This window comes from Limnohabitans sp. (genome assembly GCF_044373035.1).
In the GTDB taxonomy this organism is placed as follows: domain Bacteria; phylum Pseudomonadota; class Gammaproteobacteria; order Burkholderiales; family Burkholderiaceae_C; genus Limnohabitans_A.
This window is the reverse complement of sequence record NZ_JBILQU010000002.1, coordinates 50846-69053: the sequence shown is the minus strand read 5'-3', so window position 1 is coordinate 69053 and position 18208 is coordinate 50846. Positions and strand designations below refer to the sequence as shown.

Annotated in this window: 13 protein-coding genes; 8 read left to right on the top strand and 5 right to left on the bottom strand. The window is 57.5% G+C overall.

What is annotated here, in order from left to right; translation table 11 throughout:
- Positions 1 to 117: 117 nt before the first annotated feature.
- The 3 genes from bchI to bchO are packed head-to-tail and all read left to right on the top strand — an operon-like array spanning position 118 to position 3961.
- Entirely contained in the window at positions 118 to 1158 is a 1041-nt protein-coding gene (gene bchI, locus ACIQ47_RS00730) for a magnesium chelatase ATPase subunit I (RefSeq protein WP_396436352.1), read from the top strand.
- A gap of 9 nt (positions 1159 to 1167) precedes the next feature.
- Positions 1168 to 3051 carry a magnesium chelatase subunit D gene (locus ACIQ47_RS00725; protein ID WP_396436351.1) on the top strand — a complete coding sequence of 628 codons (1884 nt, stop codon included), beginning with the start codon at positions 1168 to 1170 and terminating at the stop codon, positions 3049 to 3051.
- A 4-nt stretch (positions 3052 to 3055) separates the two neighbouring features.
- A complete protein-coding gene (gene bchO / locus ACIQ47_RS00720) occupies positions 3056 to 3961 on the top strand; it encodes an alpha/beta fold hydrolase BchO (protein ID WP_396436350.1) in 906 nt (301 codons plus the stop codon).
- A gap of 151 nt (positions 3962 to 4112) precedes the next feature.
- On the opposite strand, the gene ACIQ47_RS00715 is transcribed toward bchO, so the two are convergent.
- From ACIQ47_RS00715 to ACIQ47_RS00695, 5 genes are all read right to left on the bottom strand, one after another.
- On the bottom strand, positions 4113 to 5321 hold the full coding sequence (locus tag ACIQ47_RS00715) for a geranylgeranyl diphosphate reductase (protein ID WP_396436349.1): 1209 nt from the start codon (positions 5319 to 5321) through the stop codon (positions 4113 to 4115).
- A complete protein-coding gene (locus ACIQ47_RS00710; RefSeq protein WP_396436348.1) occupies positions 5318 to 6664 on the bottom strand; it encodes a BCD family MFS transporter in 1347 nt (448 codons plus the stop codon). Before ACIQ47_RS00710 ends, ACIQ47_RS00715 begins: the two co-directional genes overlap by 4 nt.
- Positions 6661 to 7584 carry a chlorophyll synthase ChlG gene (gene chlG, locus ACIQ47_RS00705; RefSeq protein ID WP_396436347.1) on the bottom strand — a complete coding sequence of 308 codons (924 nt, stop codon included), beginning with the start codon at positions 7582 to 7584 and terminating at the stop codon, positions 6661 to 6663. The genes ACIQ47_RS00710 and chlG overlap by 4 nt, the downstream gene beginning before the upstream one ends.
- Before the next feature lie 77 nt (positions 7585 to 7661).
- Positions 7662 to 9056 carry a transcriptional regulator PpsR gene (ppsR, locus tag ACIQ47_RS00700; RefSeq protein WP_396436346.1) on the bottom strand — a complete coding sequence of 465 codons (1395 nt, stop codon included), beginning with the start codon at positions 9054 to 9056 and terminating at the stop codon, positions 7662 to 7664.
- A gap of 78 nt (positions 9057 to 9134) precedes the next feature.
- A complete protein-coding gene (locus ACIQ47_RS00695) occupies positions 9135 to 9794 on the bottom strand; it encodes a hypothetical protein (RefSeq protein WP_396436345.1) in 660 nt (219 codons plus the stop codon).
- A 349-nt stretch (positions 9795 to 10143) separates the two neighbouring features.
- On the opposite strand from ACIQ47_RS00695, the gene bchF reads away from it, so the two are divergent.
- Genes bchF through bchL form a run of 5 tightly spaced genes read left to right on the top strand, consistent with a single transcriptional unit; the run spans position 10144 to position 18204 of the window.
- On the top strand, positions 10144 to 10647 hold the full coding sequence (gene bchF, locus ACIQ47_RS00690; protein ID WP_396436344.1) for a 2-vinyl bacteriochlorophyllide hydratase: 504 nt from the start codon (positions 10144 to 10146) through the stop codon (positions 10645 to 10647).
- Positions 10644 to 11933: a ferredoxin:protochlorophyllide reductase (ATP-dependent) subunit N gene (locus tag ACIQ47_RS00685; RefSeq protein WP_396436343.1), complete on the top strand. Its 1290-nt coding sequence runs from the start codon at positions 10644 to 10646 to the stop codon at positions 11931 to 11933. Before bchF ends, ACIQ47_RS00685 begins: the two co-directional genes overlap by 4 nt.
- Before the next feature lie 13 nt (positions 11934 to 11946).
- The gene (gene bchB / locus ACIQ47_RS00680; protein WP_396436342.1) at positions 11947 to 13533 is read left to right on the top strand and encodes a ferredoxin:protochlorophyllide reductase (ATP-dependent) subunit B; all 1587 of its coding nucleotides are present in this window, start codon (positions 11947 to 11949) and stop codon (positions 13531 to 13533) included.
- Positions 13502 to 17299, top strand: a complete 3798-nt coding sequence (locus ACIQ47_RS00675) for a magnesium chelatase subunit H (RefSeq protein ID WP_396436341.1) — start codon at positions 13502 to 13504, stop codon at positions 17297 to 17299. Before bchB ends, ACIQ47_RS00675 begins: the two co-directional genes overlap by 32 nt.
- Entirely contained in the window at positions 17296 to 18204 is a 909-nt protein-coding gene (gene bchL, locus ACIQ47_RS00670; protein ID WP_293747925.1) for a ferredoxin:protochlorophyllide reductase (ATP-dependent) iron-sulfur ATP-binding protein, read from the top strand. The genes ACIQ47_RS00675 and bchL overlap by 4 nt, the downstream gene beginning before the upstream one ends.
- Positions 18205 to 18208: the final 4 nt, after the last annotated feature.

The following is an 18208-nucleotide window of genomic DNA, read 5'->3' as shown; positions in this document are numbered from 1 at the left end:
GGCCGACCCAAGACCCCCGCATCGTTGACTGCTCAAAATGACAGTGTGTCAATTAAACTTGACATTTTGACTTGATTTTTAGATGATGTTCACTCCGCAATCCCTCTGAACACTTTCATGGCCTCCACGTTTCCCTTTGCAGCCATCGTCGGACAAGACGACATGACCTTGGCCATCCAGGTGGTGGCCATCGACCCCACGGTGGGCGGTGTTTTGGTTTTGGGTGACAGGGGCACGGGCAAATCCACCGCGGTGCGGGCTTTGGCCGACTTGCTGCCGCCGATTCAAGTGGTGAAGGGTTGCCCTTACAAATGCGATCCGACAAAACCGGCCGAGGCTTGCCCTGTTTGTGCGCCCCCTGCCGGCACTCAACCGGGCAAGGCCACCCAACGAATTTCTGAGACACGGCCCGTGAGCGTGGTGGACTTGCCCTTGGGCGCCACCGAAGACCGCATCGTGGGTGCACTGGATTTAGAGAAAGCCTTGTCGCAGGGGATCAAAGAGTTTTCGCCCGGTTTGTTGGCGCAGGCCCATCGGGGGTTTTTGTACATCGATGAGGTGAATTTGCTGGACGACCACTTGGTGGATTTGTTGATCGACGTGGCCGCTTCGGGTGAAAACCTGGTGGAGCGCGAAGGCCTTTCCATTCGCCACCCGGCCCGCTTTGTGCTGGTGGGCAGCGGCAATCCCGAAGAAGGCGAACTGCGCCCGCAGCTGCTGGACCGTTTTGGTCTGTCGGTCCATGTCAAGACCCCTCAAGACGTGGCCTTGCGGGTCGAAGTCATCAAACGCCGAGATGCCTTTGACAAAGACCCCTTGGCTTACAAAGCCCAATGGCAATCGGAAAACAACAAGCTGCAAAAGCGCATCGTGAAAGCCAGAAAAGCACTGGCCACGGTGGTGGTGGACGATGAGATGCTCACCTTGTGCGCTCGGCTGTGCCAGCAACTGGGCACCGATGGACTGCGTGCCGAATTGACGCTGCTGCGCGCCACACGGGCGCTGGCGGCCATGCAGGGGGACAAAGCGGTCCAACCGAAACACCTGAAAACCATTGCCCCTCTGGCCTTGCGCCATCGCCTGCGCCGCAACCCTTTGGATGACACCGATTCAGGCGAACGGGTGCAAAGATGCCTGCAAGACATTTTGGCGACCTGAGGGCCCACCATGTCCAACGCGCTGCGAGAGCTGGAAATCTGGAACGATGCCCTGACCGCGTTGCAGTTGCTGCAAATTGACCCCCACGGCTTTGGCGGTGTCTGGCTTCGAGCCCCCTTTGGCCCTGTGCGCGATCAATGGCTGCGACAGCTCGCCAGCACAAAGATGAACACCATCAAGCTGCCAGGCAGTGTGGATTTGGAACGTTTATTGGGGGGCATCGATTTGTCACTCACGCTGCAAACCGGTCAGTTGCACCTGCAATCGGGTTTGTTGGCGCAGGCGCACCAGGGCTTGGTTTGCATCAGCATGGCGGAGCGGTTTCCCGCGTCCTTGATGGCCCCATTGACGCAAGCCATGGACACCCAATGCTTGCCACCTTTGCGCATGAGCGACAGCGCCCAAGCCGCTGTTCAGACCACCTTTGGCGTGCTCGCCTTGGACGAGTCCGTGGGCGACGATCTGCCCATCAGCCCGGCGCTGCAAGAACGCCTGGGACTTTGGCTGAACCTGCAAGAACTGCCCCCCTCTGCGGTCTCCGATCTGGCGTTCGCGTTACAAAACAAGGACAGCGACGAAGGTGCGGTCAATGCCGTTTTATCGGCGCAGTCCTTGGCCGAGATGCGCCCACTGCTGCAGCGCATGCAGTTCAACGATGAGCAAGCCACGGCCATCTGCGCCACCGCCATGGGCCTGGGCATCGACTCCTTGCGTGTGCCCAGCTTGGCGCTGCGGGTGGCTTGCGTCCACGCCGCCTTGCATTTGAGAAGCGAGGTGGTGCAAGCGGATTTGGCGTTTGCCACCCGCGCTGTGTTGGCCCCTCGGGCGACCCAATGGCCCACCCCCCCCGACAACGCGTCCGACCCCACACAGCCCACACCCCAAGAACCAGAAGCGGCGTCAGAAACTCAAGCGCAACAGCCCCCGCCACAGGACCACGCGCCACCGCCCACCGATTCGTCAGAACCGCCCTCCTCCGATGAAAGCGAACAGGACAGCGCCGAGGTGAATGGACCGAGTCCACACGATCTGAAGGAGTTGCTGATCGCGGCCGCGCTGGCGAGTTTGCCTGCCGATATATTGGAACGCCTGATGACCAAGACAGGCAGCAACACCGGCCAAAGCTCGGGGCGCAGCGGCACGGTGCGATCGGGCATGCAGCGCGGCAGACCCCTGCCCCCTCGGCCGGGCCGACCGGGCGGGCTCGCGCGCCTGCACGTTTTGGCCACCTTGCGCGCTGCCGCACCCAAGCAGCGCTTGAGAAGCGGCACCCAAACAGCCCGCGTGGCCATTCGTTCAGAAGACTTTCATGTCCACCGCTACCAACAAAACAGCGCCACCTGCCTGATCTTGGCCCTGGATGCTTCCGGCTCGGCCGCACTGCAACGCCTGGCAGAAGCCAAAGGGGCGGTCGAGTTGCTGCTGCAACAATCCTACGCCCGACGCGACAGCGTGTGCATCGTGGCGTTCAGAGGCGCGCAAGCCCAATTGCTGTTGCCCATGACGCGCTCATTGGTGCGCGCCAAGCGGGCCATGACGGGACTGCCCGGCGGTGGCGGCACGCCTTTGGCTTTGGCACTGAAAATGGCCTGCGAACAAGCACAGCAGTTGCACAGGCAAGGGGTCACCCCCCTGTTGGTGGTCTTGAGTGACGGCCGCGCCAACATCTCGTTGGCCGGGGTAGGCGGACGCGAACAAGCCCAAGCCGATGCAGTCCAGTGGGCGGCGCAGTGGCGGCTCACCGGGCACCGTTCCATGTGGATAGACACCTCGGTTAAACCCGATGCGCAGGTGCAAAACATGGCCAGCACCATGGGGGGCCATTACCTGCCCATGCCGCAGGTTCAAGCGCACCGAATGGCCTCGGCGATGGACCACTTAAGACGACTTTGAGCGCATGATGTACGAGCGGTTTTACCCCACCATGGACTGGGCCGAACATCGACACGCTTGGCCCCATGCAGCGCAGAGCCATTTTGTCAGCGCTGGGGGAATTCGATGGCATGTTCAGCGCATGGGCCAAGGCCCCGCCCTGTTGCTCTTGCACGGCACAGGTTCGGGCAGTTTCAGTTGGCGTGGACTGATGCCCTTGCTGAGCCAACACTTTCAAGTCATTGCGCCAGATTTGCCCGGTCACGCCTTCACCAGCAGAGGCAGTGGCGACAGTCTGTCACTGCACGGCATGGCCGAAGGGCTGAGGGCTTTGCTGCTGCAAATGGACATCACGCCCACCGTGATCGCAGGCCACTCCGCCGGTGCGGCCATTGCTGCCCAAATGGTCTTGCACCAAGGCGCACTGTCGCAGACGCATTTGATGGGCATGAATCCGGCTTGGCTGCCTATTCCCGGATTGCCTTCCTGGATTTTTGGCCCTGCGGCCAAATTGGCCGCCCTCAATCCTCTTTCTGCCTGGGCCACAGCCAAATTGGCCAACCGCCCCGCCCTGTTGGCCAAATCGATGGACCAAACGGGCTCAGAACTGGACGAGGAAGGCATGGCCCTTTATCGGCGTGTCTTCAGTCACCCAGGCCATGTGCACAGTGTGCTGGCCATGATGGCCGCTTGGAAACTGCAAGCTTTGTCCAGCGACCTTCACCGCATCGCCAGCCCGGTGTCGATTTTGGTCGGCTCGGCCGATAAAACGGTGCCGCCCCAACTGGCGCAAGAAGCCTGCAGATTGATGCCGCACGCCAAACTGCATTTGCAGCACGACTTGGGCCACTTGGCGCACGAAGAAGACCCACAGGGCACAGCCGCCCTGATTTTCAAAGACTGCGCTCAGGCTTGGCCACAAAACCCTTGAGGAAGGACAAGACCTCAAGGGGGTTGTTGGAGATGACCTCGGCACCGAACAGATGTGGCACGGTATTGACCCGCATGAAAATAGACCCGCCCGGGAGCACCTTGACCTGAGGGTTGCCCGAGTTTTTCTTGCGCCCTCAGTCATCGACCCATCAGGTTTTGGCCAGTCCCAGCAAATGGGCCGTGTCCTTCAGGAAAATCCGCAGGTGCGCCATGGGATCCCTGCGGGTCAGCTCTTTATTCATATAGGACTCAAAGGTGAGCCGCTGCACGTCTTTGTCCTCGCAAATTTTGACGAATTTCTCACGACGTTTGTCATTTTGGTACCAAAAATACTGCATCATGCCCAGAATCCAAAACACTTTTCCATGCTGTTTCATGAAGCGCTGACGGCCTTTTTTGAGGCACTTGGGGTCGCCTGTTTTCAAGGCCATGTGCGCTGCATGCGCCATGGTGCGCGCGCAGTCCATGGCGTAATAAATACCCTCTCCTGAGGAGGGTGCCACCACCCCCGCCGCATCGCCGATCACCAGCACATCGCGGCCGTTATCCCAATGCGGCAAGGGCTTCAAAGGAATCGGTGCCCCTTCACGACGCAGTGTGGGCATGTCGGCAAGCCCGGCTGCTTTTCTCAGGTGGCCTGTTGCACCGCGCAAAGAAAAACCCTTGTCGGCACTGCCCGTGCCCACGCTCATGGTTTTGCCATGCGGAAATACCCAGCCATAAAAGTCTGGTGAAACTTCGCCCTGGTAGTAAACATCACAACGCTCGCCATCGTGCGATTGCTTTTCCAGCGGGGCTTGGATGATCTCGTGGTAAGCGAACACATACTTTGTGCGATCGGACAATGGGATTTGTTGCCTCGCCACTTCAGAGCGCGCCCCATCGGCACCGATGACCATTCGGGCGCTGACCTTGACCGGTTTGGATGGCTCAATGGCCGCATGCTCCTTGCCTGAGACGGGTGTGTACTGGACCCACAAAGTGCCTTCGGCATCGTGTTCAACTTTGTCAAAGATGGCCTGCTGGCGAATCGCGCCCGATTGCGCCGCACGCACGCGCAAAAATTCATCAAAATCTTGCCGGTCCACCATGCCCACATAACCGTTGTCAATGTGCATGTCGACTTGCTTGTCCGTCGGCGAAATCATGCGGGCACATTTGATTTTGGCCACCAGCAAATGGTCTGGAATGTCAAAGTCCTTGATCAAGCGAGGGGGGATGGCACCCCCACAAGGCTTGGGACGCCCTTGCCTGTCCAGCAACAAGACGCGCCAACCCTCGCTCGACAAATCATGTGCAGCGGTGGCGCCAGAGGGGCCGCCCCCAACGACGACGAAATCAAAATCAGTTGCTGTCATGTGGTTGCCCCATCTTTCCATAAGACTTGATGATCTGGTGCTTTGTGCTGGGCCGTGGTGTGCGCTGCGCGAATGCGCAAAGCCACCCATGCTGAAGCCAAAAACATCAGTGCTTGAAATGCAAATACCGCCTGATACGCGGACTGAGACTCGCCCAGCACCCAGTGCGCCAAATCACTCGCACCGGTGCCGACCAATCCCCCCATGGCAAACGCCATGGCTTGTGCAGCGCCCCACAAGCCCATGCGCGTGCCCTCGGTGCCAGAGCCGCCTTCACCCGCCAGACGCATCATGGTGGCAATGGCGGCAATGGAGAACGCGCCATTGGCCACGCCCAAGAAAATCACATTGGCTTTGATGGGCCAGGGCATCGCCAAGGTGGCTGTCGCCGAGAGGGACAAGCCCACCGTGGCCAGGGCAGACAGCAAACAACCGCCCCACATCCAGACCTGCACAGAACCCAGGCGTCCCGCAACCGAGCGCGAACTGGCCGCGGCCATGGACAGCATGCCCACCAAGACCCCCATGTGGTGCCACCCAGAAAGCTGCGTGGTCTGGCCAGGCGACATGCCGTGAACTGCCCCTGCAAAAGGCTCCAAAATCAAATCTTGCGCGCTGTAGGCCAGCATCGACAGGAAGATAAAAATCGTGAAGGTTTTTGCCTGAGGCTCGGCCCAAATGCCCTGCAACGTGCGTTTGAAATTGACAGGGAGACTGGGTTTCGCGGACACCCCCTGTGGATCGGGCTTCTCCAAACCCCACAGACACAGGGCCGTCAGCACCGCGGTCAAGATGCTCAAGCCTGCCGACACCCGCCACAACATATCGGGCGTGTAGGGGTCAATCAGTTGGCCAACGACGCCAGCGGTGACGGCGAAACCCATGATCATCATCAGCCACACGGTGGTGGCCGCCTGCGCCCGACGCTCAGCCGGTACGCGCTTGGCCATCAGCGTCAAGAGTGAGGTGCCACAGGCGCTCACACCCAAGCCGATCAGACTGAAGGCCAGCATGGCCAAGGCCATGCCTTGCCAAAGCGAAGTGGCCATCCACAGGGTCGCCAAGGCCGCCAGCACACCGCCCACCCCCAAGACGACCATGCCCCCCATCATCCAAGGCGTGCTGCGCCGACCCTGGTCTGCGCCAAAGCCCATGCGTGGACGCACCATTTGCACCGTGTAATGCCAAGCCACCAAAAAACCCGGCAACAACGCGGGCAGCGCCAATTCAACCACCATGATGCGATTGAGGGTGGAGGTCGTCACCACCACCACAGCCCCCAAACAAGCTTGGATGAGGCCCAAACGGATGATGTCCAACCAACCAAAGATTTGAGCGTTCATGAGACCCCCAGCGCATTGATCTGACGCAAGCCCCAGGCACTGACCATCATGCCGCTGACAAACAGGGGCACCCCAAAAGCACTGACATACAAAGCCCGCTCAATCGGTTGCTTGAGAAATTTCAACATCAAGGGCCACTGCAAGAAACTCAAAACCAGCACGGCCAAGGCATGCCCAGGCAATTGCCAATGCATCAAGAGCGCAGCGACCGCCACTTGGGGCAGCCACATCAGCACACAGGCCACGCGCGCCGCGCCCGAGGCCCCCAGCTGAACGGGCAAAGAGGCCACCCCCATTTGCCGGTCGCCCTCGATGGCCTTGAAGTCGTTCAAGGTCATGATGCCGTGGGCACCCAAGCTGTACAGCAGCGCCAAGTAAATCGCTTTCTCACCCGGCCACGCACCACCCAACATGACGGCCGTGCCGGTCAGCCATGCCAAGCCTTCGTAACTGAGCGCACATGCCGCGTTGCCATACCAACCATTGTTTTTCAGCCGCACCGGTGGCGCGCTGTAGGCCCAAGACAGGGCAATGGCCAGGGCGCAAGCCACAAAGCCCCAAGTGCCCATCAGGGTGGCCCACAGCAAAGACAGGACCGTCCACAAGACGGCGATGCCCAAGCCCCATTGGCCAGGCATGCGGCCTGAAGGTATCGGCCTTTGCGGTTCGTTGATGGCGTCCACATGGCGATCAAACCAGTCATTCACCGCCTGGCTGCTGGCGCACACCAGGGGCCCAGTCAAAATCAGCCCCAGACAAATCAACAACCAATGGTCCGACAGGCTTTGGCCCGAAGCGACGGCACCACAGGCAAAAGCCCATACCGGTGGAAACCAAGTGATCGGTTTGAGCAACTCCGCCACGGTGCGCAAACGCGGCCGGACCAGCGGTTTTGTCAGTTCAAGGCTCTGGGTGTCCATGCGCCCATTATGAGAAGACCGCCGATGTTGTCAATCAATGTTTACACTGAGTGTAAAAATATTGAGACACTCCGCGATCAAAGGGCTGATGAATCGGGATCGTTGTCCGACAAAATGCCAAAGCGACGCAACTTGACATACAGGCTTTGCCGCGAGAGCCCCAACATTTCGGCAGCAGAGGCGCGGTTGTTGTGGGTGAGCTCCAAGGCCGCCTCAATGCACATGCGCTCGATGGTGTCCACCGTATCGCCCACAATGTCCTTGATGGGCCGACGACCCACCAACTGCGACAACTCTAAAAAGGGGTTGGGCTGCGCCTGGGCCGCAAGGGAAGTCCCCTGCATGCGGCGGTCCATGTCGCGAACAAACACCGCGTACAAAGGCTCGGGCTTGGCCAAATACACCGCCGAAATCTCCACGGGCAAGGTCATGCCCGACAACGTGGTCACTTCGGTGGCGAAATTGCGCACTGTCAATTGTTGCTTCAATGACGTACTGAGAACACCCCAATCGACTGCCCCCCTGACCAACCAGCGCTCAAGCGGTTGCCCGATCACTTGGGGTGCGGACGTCAGCCCCAAGAGCGCCATACCTTCTTCATTGACACTTTTGACCATGCCTGAGGTGTCCGTGAGCAGCCAGCCATCTGGGAAATGCGCCATGGCCTGGCTCAATACGGCCGACGTGTCTGATTCCAGGCCCAAAGCTGCCGAGCTTTCTTGCGGGGTCAAGCGCACCAAAAACTGGGCACCTCCCTCTTGCCTGAAGACCGTGGCAGAGACCGTCATGACCGAAGATGAACCAAAGATGCTTGCTGAGCACATTTCAATCCGACCGGTGGCCAGCGCGGTCCTGAGCAAGGCCTGAACTTCACCCTGGTTCCCCGTCAGGAAACACTCACGAAAATCACGCCCAACCAAGCGCTTTCCTGCGTCTTTGAACAGTGCTTGCGCACCGACATTGACTTCCAACAATCGGTAAGAATGGGCATCGACCATCATCACGGCTTCAGGCGAAGTTTCAAACAAAACGCGGTAACGCGCCTCAATGTGCCGCAGCCTCAAATAGTCGCGCTCCACCGACTGTTGCGTCTCCACCAAACGGCGTTGCAGTTCGGCCAAACGCTCCATGTTGCGCCCCACGGCCAGCAGCTTGTTCCCTTTGATATTGACCGTGATGTACTGGATGGCGGCCTCCCCGCCCGAGGGGGTGGGATGGTTCACATGCCGCCAAAGGAGGGACGGGGTATCGGCTTGAATTTGAAGCAAATCTTTGATCTTTTGTTTGCTCTCCACCGTGACCGTGTCGGTCCAGCGTCTGCCAATCCAAGCTTGGCAGCCCAGGGAAGCCATCGTGTCTTGTCCTGTTGACACATCCTCGACCACACCTTGGCCATTGATGATCAGGCTCACATCCGACACCACCCCCAATAACTTGGAAAAAGTGTGTGGCTCGAGCTGATCAATGTTCATGAATGACTTTAAGTGGTTGCGGGCAGAAAAACCCTATACCTGTAAGGGTAATTATACACACTGTGGCATGAATGCAGATCACGGATGAGGAATAAGGGAATATTTAGACAGCCTCGGTGTCACATTGGGTTGACGACCCGTCTTTTTGACCGACTGCGTGACCATGGCCACGGCTTGGGTGGCATTGCCATTCAACAGATGGGTCCCAGGCCAACTCAGTCTCAAGGGCTCAATCTGCGCCATGGGACCGCCGACAAACACTTTCAAACTCGGGTTGACTTCCAAGGGCAAGATGTCTGACAACGCCTGGGCCACGGCGTCTAAATACCGATCCGTGGACATGGACAGGGCCACCGCGTCAAACCAATCCGATTGAAAGATGCGTTTGAATTCGGCCATGTCCTGTGGCGCACAGAGGGTCACATTCCAGCCCCCATGGCGGAAAAATTCACTCAACATGAACCCCCCCAAACCATGCTGCGAGCTGGGTTCGGTCATCAGCAGCAAGTTCAAGCCATTGGGCTTTGCGCAGCCTTCCGATAGAAATTCAGCGCTGAATTCATGCAACGTTTGGTGCAACCGAGAATGGGCGATGGTGCAGTGGACAAAGTCGACCTCGTCGGATGACCAACGCTCCCCCAATAATTGGGCTGCAAGACCAATGCCGCTCAGGTAAATGTCCGCCAATGCGTGGCCCTGGCGGTGCCACCCCATCAAGATCTCACGGGTTTCATCCATGCTTTTGAGGGCAGCATCAGCCAGCAAGACCACCTGTCGGTGGTCGAGTGCTGACTTTTGATCAAACGTCGAGCCCCCCACCAAACGTGGACTGGCGCCCAGCCGAAAGTTGGCCTTTGAAACTTGACTTTCAAAAGTCCCACGTTTGTCCAGTGAAACAGCCGCCTTCTCAAATTTAAATTGAGCCACTACAACCACCTCTTATTCAAATTGACGCTCTAGTGTGAAGTAAATTGACACCTGTCCATTTAGGTGTAAACCCTGAATGTCACATATATTGTCAATTTATATTGACACTCTCTGCTTCAGTCCTTAAAGTGGGCTCAGTTGATGTTCAAAAAGGTCAGAAATGCAGCAGTCCCAACCCGAAGCTTTGTACACGCCAGAGCAACGCGCTCGGCGTGATGCGACGAAGTGGACTCTGGTTCAGGGTGTCTTGGCACCTGTTCAATTTTTGGTTTTTTTGGTCAGTTTGTACTGGGTGTTGAACAGCCTGAAAACCGGTGAGCACACCGATTGGGCCTTGGCGTCGGTGGTGATCAAAACCTTGGTGCTGTACGCCATCATGATCACGGGCTCCATCTGGGAAAAAGTGGTCTACGGCAAGTACCTGTTTGCGCACGCATTTTTCTGGGAAGACGTGGTCAGCATGGTGGTCCTGGCCTTGCATACCGCTTACCTTTGGGTGTGGTGGCAAGGCCAATGGTCCTCTGCCGACCAACTGTGGCTGGCTCTGGCCGCCTACGGCACCTACGCCATCAATGCGGCGCAATACATTCGCAAATTGCGCATGGCCCGACTGCAAAAAACCCCCGAAGTCACCATGGCTTCGAATGCGCAGGTGATCTCATGAGCCCTGTCATCCCGATTCGAGCCGAAGCCGCCCAGGGCTGCACCGATGTCGTCCCGCTGGTCGAGCGCGGGCAAAGAGAAGTGTTTTGTGGTTTGACCGGCATCATCTGGCTGCACCGAAAAATCCAAGACGCCTTCTTTTTGGTGGTGGGTTCACGGACCTGTGCCCACCTGATTCAGTCGGCAGCTGGCGTGATGATTTTTGCCGAACCCCGGTTTGGCACCGCCATCATCGACGAGCGCGATTTGGCTGGCTTGGCAGATACCCATACCGAGCTCGATCGGGTGGTCAATCAACTGCTGTCGCGCCGCCCCGAAATCAAATTGCTGTTCTTGGTGGGTTCATGCCCTTCGGAAGTGATCAAACTGGATTTGTCGCGTGCAGCCTCTCGGTTGTCTACCCACTATTCCCCCTCGGTGCGCATCCTGAATTATTCGGGCAGCGGCATCGAAACCACCTTCACACAGGGTGAAGATGCTTGCTTGGCCTCGATGGTGCCTGAACTTCAAACACCCGCATTGCATGCCGCACCTGAATTGCTGATCGTCGGCACCTTGGCCGATGTGGTGGAAGACCAGTTTGTGCGGATCCTGAACCACATGGGCATTGAGCGTGTGCGCTTTTTCCCGCCACGCCGTGCCGATGACCAGCCCAGCATCGGCGTCCACACGCGCTTGCTCTTGGCGCAACCCTTTTTGGCCGATACCGCTCGCGTTCTGCAAGGGCGCGGCGCCAAGCTGTTGCCCGCACCGTTTCCATTGGGCGTGGAAGGCACCAGGGCGTGGCTGCAAGCAGCGGCCACGGCATTTGAAGTCTCGCCAGAAAGGTTTGAAGCCGCTGTGAGCGCGCCTCAGGCCAGGGCCATGGCGTCGCTGGCCAAAGCCAAACTGCACCTGGATGGAAAAAGCATCTTTTTCTTCCCCGACTCGCAACTGGAAATCCCCTTGGCCCGGTTTTTGTCACGCGAACTGGGCATGCGTTTGCTGGAAGTGGGAACACCGTACTTGCACCGCCAGCACATGGCCATGGAATTGGCTTGGTTGCCCGCAGGCACCCTGGTCTCTGAAGGCCAGGATGTGGAAAAGCAATTGGACCGATGCCGCAACCTGCGCCCCGACATGGTGGTGTGTGGCTTGGGTTTGGCGAACCCCTTGGAAGCCGAGGGCATGACCACCAAATGGGCGATTGAATTGGTCTTCACCCCCATTCAGGGCTTTGACCAAGCAGGCGATTTGGCCGAGCTCTTCACCAGACCTTTGGTGCGCCGCATGCGCTTGGCCGCCTGAAGGAGTCCACACCATGCAACTGACACTCTGGACTTACGAAGGACCGCCACATGTGGGCGCGATGCGGGTGGCCACGGCGATGGAGGATGTGCACTACGTGTTGCATGCCCCACAAGGTGACACTTACGCCGATTTGCTGTTCACCATGATCGAGCGCTTGCAAAAACGCCCGCCTGTCACTTACACCACATTCCAAGCGCGGGACTTGGGCGGCGACACCGCCGAATTGTTCAAGACCGCTGCGCGCGATGCGTTTGAACGATTTGCCCCTAAAGCCATGCTGGTGGGCGCCTCTTGCACGGCCGAATTGATTCAAGACGACCCGGGCGGTTTGTGCAAAGCCCTGCAATTGCCGATACCGGTGGTGGCCTTGGAGTTGCCGTCGTACCAACGCAAAGAAAATTGGGGCGCATCTGAAACTTTTTACCAACTGGTTCGCCACCTGGCTGCGCCCAAAAACGCCGATCACAGGGCAGAACCTGCCAAGCCACGGTGCAACATCCTGGGCCCCACCGCCTTGGGATTCAGGCACCGCGATGATTTGGCAGAAATACGCAAGCTGCTGACCGACATGGGCGTGGAGATCAATGTGGTGGCCCCTTTGACGGCCACGCCTGACGACATTGCACGCTTGGCCGATGCCGATTTCAATGTGGTTCTTTACCCTGAAATTGCCCAATTGAGCGCGCAGTGGTTGCAACGCACTTTTCAACAGCCGTTCACCAAAACCATTCCGATTGGGCACAACGCAACCTGTGCTTTTATTCGGGAAGTGGCGGAACTTGCCGGGTTCGATCCAGAAGCCACCTTGTCCAAGGCCGTGTCACGAGCCGCTTGGTACAGCCGCTCGGTCGATTCCAACTATTTGACGGGCAAACGGGTGTTTGTGTTTGGCGATGCCACACATGCCGTGGCCGCCGCCAAAGTGGCAGCGCAAGAAATGGGCTTCACGGTGGTGGGCATTGGCACTTACAGCCGGGAGTTTGCAAGGGAAGTGCGTGAAGCCGCAAAAATTTACGGTGTGGAGCCCTTGATCAGTGACGACTATTTGGAAATAGAAGCACACATCGCGCAGTTGAATCCTGAGTTGGTGCTGGGCACCCAAATGGAGCGCCACATTGCCAAGCGTTTGGGTGTGCCGTGTGCGGTCATTTCAGCGCCAGTGCATGTGCAAGATTTCCCCGCTCGCTATTCACCGCAAATGGGCTTTGAAGGCGCCAGCGTGCTGTTCGACACCTGGGTCCACCCACTGATGATGGGCTTGGAAGAGCACCTGATTGGGATGTTCCGTGGCGACTCTGAGTTCCATGAAGATGCTGCGCCCTCTCACCTGGGCGGTGGTGTTCACGCGCAAAGCCTTCAAGACGCAACGAAAGCGATGCCCGTGGATCAGGCACAAAAAACCAATGCATCCACCACTCCGGAAAGCATCACCGTATCAGTTTGGGATGCAGGCGCAGAGAAAGAGCTCAAAAAAATTCCATTTTTCGTCCGAGGCAAGGCCCGGCGGAATACCGAGAGATTTGCCACCGAACGCGGCATCTCGGTGATCACGACGGAGACACTGTATGAATCTAAAGCTCACTTCTCACAGTCGTAAACCACTGCTGCGAGACACCACACCCATCAAATTGGTGGTGGTGACCATGGACACGCACTTTGCGAGTTCATTCAATCGTGCCAATGACCAATTGAAACGTGACTTTCCAGGCTTGACTTGGAATTTGCATGCGGCCTCTGAATACGCTGGCAACGATGCGCTCATCGCCAAATGCAAGGCCGACATTGCCTCTGCCGACATTGTGTTGTGCGGCATGCTGTTTCTTGAAGACCACTTTTTGCCCATCCTGGACGATCTGCGTGCCCGTCGCATGCACTGCGATGCGATGATTTGCATGGCCAGTGCCACGGAAGTGACACAACTGACACGCTTTGGTCAGTTTGACATGAGCAAACCCGCCAGCGGCCCCATGGCCTTGTTGAAGAAATTGCGTGGCGGCAGCAAAGACAAGCCCACCACAGGTGGCGCTGCACAAATGAAAATGCTGCGCCGCTTGCCCCAGTTGTTGCGCTTCATTCCCGGCACCGCGCAAGACGTGCGTTCGTACTTCATCACCTTGCAATATTGGCTGGGTGGCTCGGACGACAATGTCTTGAACATGGTGCGCCACTTGATTGACCGCGGTGCCGATGGCCCTCGCAAATCACTGCGCGGCTCAGTCAAGGTTCATGCCCCTGTGGATTACCCAGAAGTGGGTGTGTACCACCCCCGCATGACGGGCAGGTTCAGTGAAGACACCCATGCCTTGCCCTTGCCGCAAGGCATTCCCGTCAAAGGCACCGTCGGTGTTTTGTTGTTGCGTTCCTATTTGCTGTCGGGCAATGCGGGGCATTACGATGGCGTGATTTCGGCACTGGAGGCCAAGGGTTTGCGCGTGATACCGGCTTTTGCGGCCGGCTTGGACTCCCGCCCGGCCATCGATGCATTTTTCATCCAAAACGGCCAAGTCTGCGTGGATGCCGTGGTCTCGCTCAGTGGTTTTTCGTTGGTCGGGGGCCCTGCTTACAACGATGCCAAGGCCGCAGAAGAGGTATTGGCCAAACTGGACGTGCCCTACCTGGCCGCGCACCCCGTTGAATTTCAGACGCTTGACCAATGGGGTGGATCGGACAGGGGTTTGTTGCCGGTGGAAAGCACCATCATGGTGGCCATTCCAGAACTGGACGGCTCCACCAGCCCCATGGTTTTTGGTGGGCGTCCAGGCACAGCAGGCGTGACCTGCACAGGCTGTCACCATGCTTGTACTTTTGGTGAAAGTACCAACGCGCAAGACATGCACTCGTGTCCAGAGCGCGCCATCATGTTGGCGGCGCGTGTCAGCAAATTGGTAGCCTTGAAACGCAGCGAGCGGCAAGACCGCAACGTGGCCATTGTGCTGTTTAACTTTCCGCCCAATGCAGGCAACATCGGCACGGCTGCTTTTCTGTCTGTTTTTGAGTCCTTGTGGCACACCCTGAACGCCATGAAGGCGCAGGGTTACCAAGTCGAATTGCCTGCAAGTGTGGACGATTTGCGCGATGCCTTGCTTCACGGCAACGCTGCTCAACACGGCGCAGATGCCAATGTGCATGCTTTGATATCTGCTGACGAACACATCAAGCGTGAGCGCTGGCTCAGAGAGATTGAGGCGCAGTGGGGCCCCGCTCCTGGTCGTCAGTTGAGCAACGGCAGTTCCATATTTGTGTTGGGTAAACAGTTTGGTCATGTGCTCGTCAGCGTGCAACCGTCCTTTGGCTATGAAGGCGATCCGATGCGCTTGTTGTTTGAAAAAGGCTTGGCACCCACGCATGCCTTCTCTGCTTTCTATCGCTATTTGCGTGAAGATTTCAAAGCCCATGCCGTGCTCCACTTTGGTACCCATGGTGCGCTGGAATTCATGCCGGGTAAGCAATCCGGCATGAGCGGCGCATGCTGGCCCGATCGTTTGATTGACGATTTGCCCAACATCTATTTGTATGCGTCCAACAACCCCTCAGAAGGTGCCATTGCCAAGCGTCGATCTGGCGCCACCTTGATCAGCTACCTGACACCCCCCATTACCCAAGCGGGTTTGTACAAAGGTTTGAACGAGCTGAAGTCATCGCTTGAGCGTTGGCGCTCCTTGGCAAGTGATGATGCCGAGCGTGTTGATTTGGCCGTGGTCATCCAAGCGCAAGCTGCACAACTGGATTTGGTGCCTGCAGAGCCTGCGTGGGACGCTGCCTTCATGGGTTCTGAGTTGGACATCCCGGTGATGCACTTGGCTGCACAAATGCTGGAGCTGGAGTACGCGCTGATTCCACATGGTTTGCATGTGACCGGTCGTGTCCCAAGCCCGGCACAACAGGTTGACATGTTGTTGGCCATGGCCGACGCCAACCACGGCATGCAACTGGAGCGTGCAGCTGTCGAGGCCTTGGTGGAAGGACACTCGCCAGAGCGTGCTTTGACGGCTGCAGGCTTGCCGCGCAACCACGCCAGCTTAGACGTTTTGCGTGCGTTGGTGGAACCTCAAGCGCATTTGGCTGTTGATACCGAAGTTTCTGCCATGCTTCGCGCTTTGGACGCTTGCTACATTCGGCCTGCACCGGGTGGCGATATTTTGCGCACACCGGCTGTGTTGCCGACGGGCCGCAACATCCACGGATTTGACCCCTTCAGAATTCCAAGTGCCATGGCCGTTCGGGATGGCAAAGTACATGCCCAGTTGTTGATTGACCGCTACTGTGCCGATGGCAACCCTTTGCCAGAATCCATTGCCATGGTGTTGTGGGGCAGCGACAACCTGAAAAACGAAGGCGCGCCCATTGCACAGGCCTTGGCCTTGATGGGCGCCATGCCCCGCTTTGACTCTTATGGCCGCATCGCGGGCGCCACGCTCATCTCTTTAGAGGAGTTGGGACGTCCTCGCATTGACGTGATCATGACCTTGTCAGGCATTTTCCGTGATCTCATGCCACTGCAAATCAAGCTGTTGGCTGAAGCCGCTTATCTGGCGGCATCGGCAGACGAGCCCCTCGAGATGAACTGGGTCCGAAAGCATGCACTGGCCTATCAGAAAGAGCATGGCTGCAATTTGGAAACAGCCTCGCTGCGGGTCTACGGCAATGCCGAAGGAGCTTATGGCTCCAACGTCAACAACCTGGTCGAAAGCAGCCGCTGGGACGATGAAGGCGAACTGGCTGAGACCTACAAACGGCGCAAAGGTTTTGCTTATGGACGCACGGGCCGAGCCGTTCAACAAACGGCGCTCTTGCAAACCGCTTTGGCCGATGTGCAACTGACCTATCAAAACCTCGATTCTGTCGAGTTGGGCGTCACCACCGTGGACAACTACTTTGACACCTTGGGCGGTATCACCCAAGCGGTGAAGATGGCCAAAGGCGGTAAAACACCGCCCGTCTACATCGGCGATCAGACCAAAGGCAATGCGGCTGTGCGTTCATTGAAAGAACAAGTGTCCATCGAAATTCGCACCCGCATGCTCAACCCCAAGTGGTTCGAAGGCATGTTGGAGCATGGCTACGAAGGTGTTAGACAAATAGAGGCCCATGTGACCAACACGATGGGTTGGTCTGCCACCACAGGCCAAGTACAACCTTGGGTCTACAAGCAATTGTCCGAGACATTCATGCTTGACCCTGCCATGCGTGATCGCCTGGCCAAACTGAATCCGACGGCCTCTGCCCGCGTGGCCAACCGTTTGATCGAAGCGTCTGAACGCAACTATTGGCAGCCCGATGCCGAGACCTTGCAAGCACTTCGCCAAGCCAGTGACGAATTGGAAGATCGCCTAGAAGGTGTATATGAAGGAGTTCCCGCATGAACGTTGAAACCTTACCGTTTCCCACAGTGAAACGCAATCCAAAATTGGATGGAGAGGGCAGCTTGCAAGTTCAGCTGGACCCGGATGTGAAAATTGGCAATGCCAAAGTTTTTGCCATTTATGGCAAGGGCGGCATTGGCAAAAGCACCACATCGTCTAACTTGTCAGCCGCCTTTTCCAAAATGGGCAAAAGGGTGCTGCAAATCGGTTGCGATCCCAAGCACGACAGCACATTCACCTTGACCAAGAAGATGCTGCCCACCGTGATCGACGTGCTGGAGTCCGTAGACTTTCACGCCGAAGAATTGCGCGTGGAAGACTTTGTGTTTGAGGGCTACAACGGTGTGATGTGTGTGGAAGCCGGCGGCCCGCCCGCAGGCACAGGCTGCGGCGGTTATGTGGTCGGTCAGACGGTGAAATTGCTCAAAGAGCATCACCTGCTGGAAGACACCGATGTGGTGATTTTTGACGTATTGGGCGATGTGGTGTGTGGTGGTTTTGCCGCACCTTTGCAACATGCCGATCGCGCCATGATCGTCACGGCCAATGACTTTGACTCCATCTTCGCGATGAACCGCATTGTGCAGGCCATTGGTGCCAAAGCCAAGAATTACAACGTGCGTTTGGGGGGGGTGATTGCCAACCGCAGTGCTGCCACCGATCAAATTGACAAGTACAACGACCGCATTGGATTGAAGCTGGCCGCGCATTTTCCAGACCTGGATGTGATTCGCCGCAGCCGCTTGAAAAAATCCACCCTGTTTGAGATGGAGCACTCGCCAGAACTCGAGGCCGTGCAAAAAGAATACATGCGACTGGCGGCGAACATGTGGTTAGGCGGCGAGGCATATTCCGCAGTGCCCATGAAAGACCGCGATATTTTTGACCTGCTGGGCTTCGATTGAGGCT